The organism is Streptomyces sp. NPDC055140 (genome assembly GCF_053607285.1).
Window position 1 is genome coordinate 1 of sequence record NZ_JBSGTG010000205.1, and the last position, 1,222, is coordinate 1,222.

Annotated in this window: 2 protein-coding genes; one reads left to right on the forward strand and one right to left on the reverse strand. The window is 67.0% G+C overall.

What is annotated here, in order from left to right; all coding sequences use genetic code 11:
• A partial coding sequence (locus tag ACWFR4_RS49015; RefSeq protein ID WP_453658495.1) for a TetR/AcrR family transcriptional regulator C-terminal domain-containing protein occupies positions 1–198 on the forward strand: 198 nt, incomplete at its 5' end.
• Between the two features lie 352 nt (positions 199–550).
• Here ACWFR4_RS49015 and ACWFR4_RS49020 read toward each other — a convergent pair.
• Entirely contained in the window at positions 551–1,054 is a 504-nt protein-coding gene (locus ACWFR4_RS49020) for an NUDIX hydrolase (RefSeq protein ID WP_453658497.1), read from the reverse strand.
• Between the last annotated feature and the right edge of the window lie 168 nt (positions 1,055–1,222).

A 1,222-nucleotide genomic window follows, 5' to 3' on the forward strand; every position in this document is an offset into this window, starting at 1 on the left:
TCCCACTGGCCGACCGAGCTGCGCGCCAAGATCGACGACCCCACACGGGCCGCGCACGTCTTCTCCGCCCTCCTCCAGGCAGAGATCGTGGACACTGCCCTGCTCGGCGGACCGGTCCCCGACCCGGCCGCCATCCGCATCCGCTCCCAGGAAGCCGCGAACGACCTGCTTGCCCTCGCCCAGGCCGGACGGCTGTGAGCCGGCGCCGACCATGAACACATAGCGCCCGAAGCGGCTGCGCTGCAGCACGATGTGGGCGACGAACAGGACGACGGCGCAGCAAATGACGATGTTGGGGACGGGGCGGCACGGTGTAGTCGGGCTCTTTGACGCGCTGACGGACGCCTTCCACCGGCACAGCTTCGTCGGATGCCCGTTCGCCAGCGCAGCAGTCAAGACCTGCCTGGACGCGGAGGCCGGGGCGATCACCATGCTGCACCTGCAGCACCGTCAGGTCTGGCTGACCGAGCAGACCGGGACTGGCGCCCCTGAATCGCTCGCCCGGCACATCGGACTCCTGATCGACGGAGCGCTTGCCTCCGGCCGCCTCCTAGGACTTGTCCGGGCGATCTTCGATTGCTCGTGCGATGAGGTCGTGGATCAAGAACTCCCCGGACCTGCGGTTCTCTTTGAGACGGGAGAAGTTGTCGGGGTTGAACCAGTCGTAGGCAGAGTGCTTTGACCATTCCAGAGTGGGGTGGTCCAAGTCGCCGTCGACCTCGACAAGATAGTCGGCCTCGTGGCGGAGTCCACCGCCGTCGTCCCCCGTCCAGGTTGTGGTGCCAAGGAACCGCCGCACGTGGGTCAGGCGCCAGCCGGTCTCCTCCTCAACCTCGCGTGCGAGGGCCTCCAGGACCGTTTCGCCAGCCTCGACGTGACCCCCCACGATGTCCCAGGTATCGGGAAACAGGCGACGGTCTGGGCTCCGCTTTTGGGCGAAGGCCTGGCCGTCCTGGTTGAGGATGACGGCGCCGACGGTCCAGACCTCGCCTGAGGCGGGATGGGGCACCTCGACGTCGTCGTTGACAGTGAACGACGGGTTGTGAGTGGGCATGACCGATAGCGTAAGACGGACGTTTCCGCGGCATGCCGATTTCGTTGTGGTGGGCATGGGGCGGGGCGATCTGAGTGATGCCGAGTGGGAGCGGCTGCGGCCGTTCCCACCAGCCAGCAACGGGCGTTGTGGCGGGTGGCGGGATCACCGGCAGGTGATCGACGGCAT

Bases quoted from the DNA above. Each gene is read 5' to 3' on its own strand.
- ACWFR4_RS49020 (WP_453658497.1), bottom strand. From the start codon at position 1,054: ATGCCCACTCACAACCCGTCGTTCACTGTCAACGACGACGTCGAGGTG.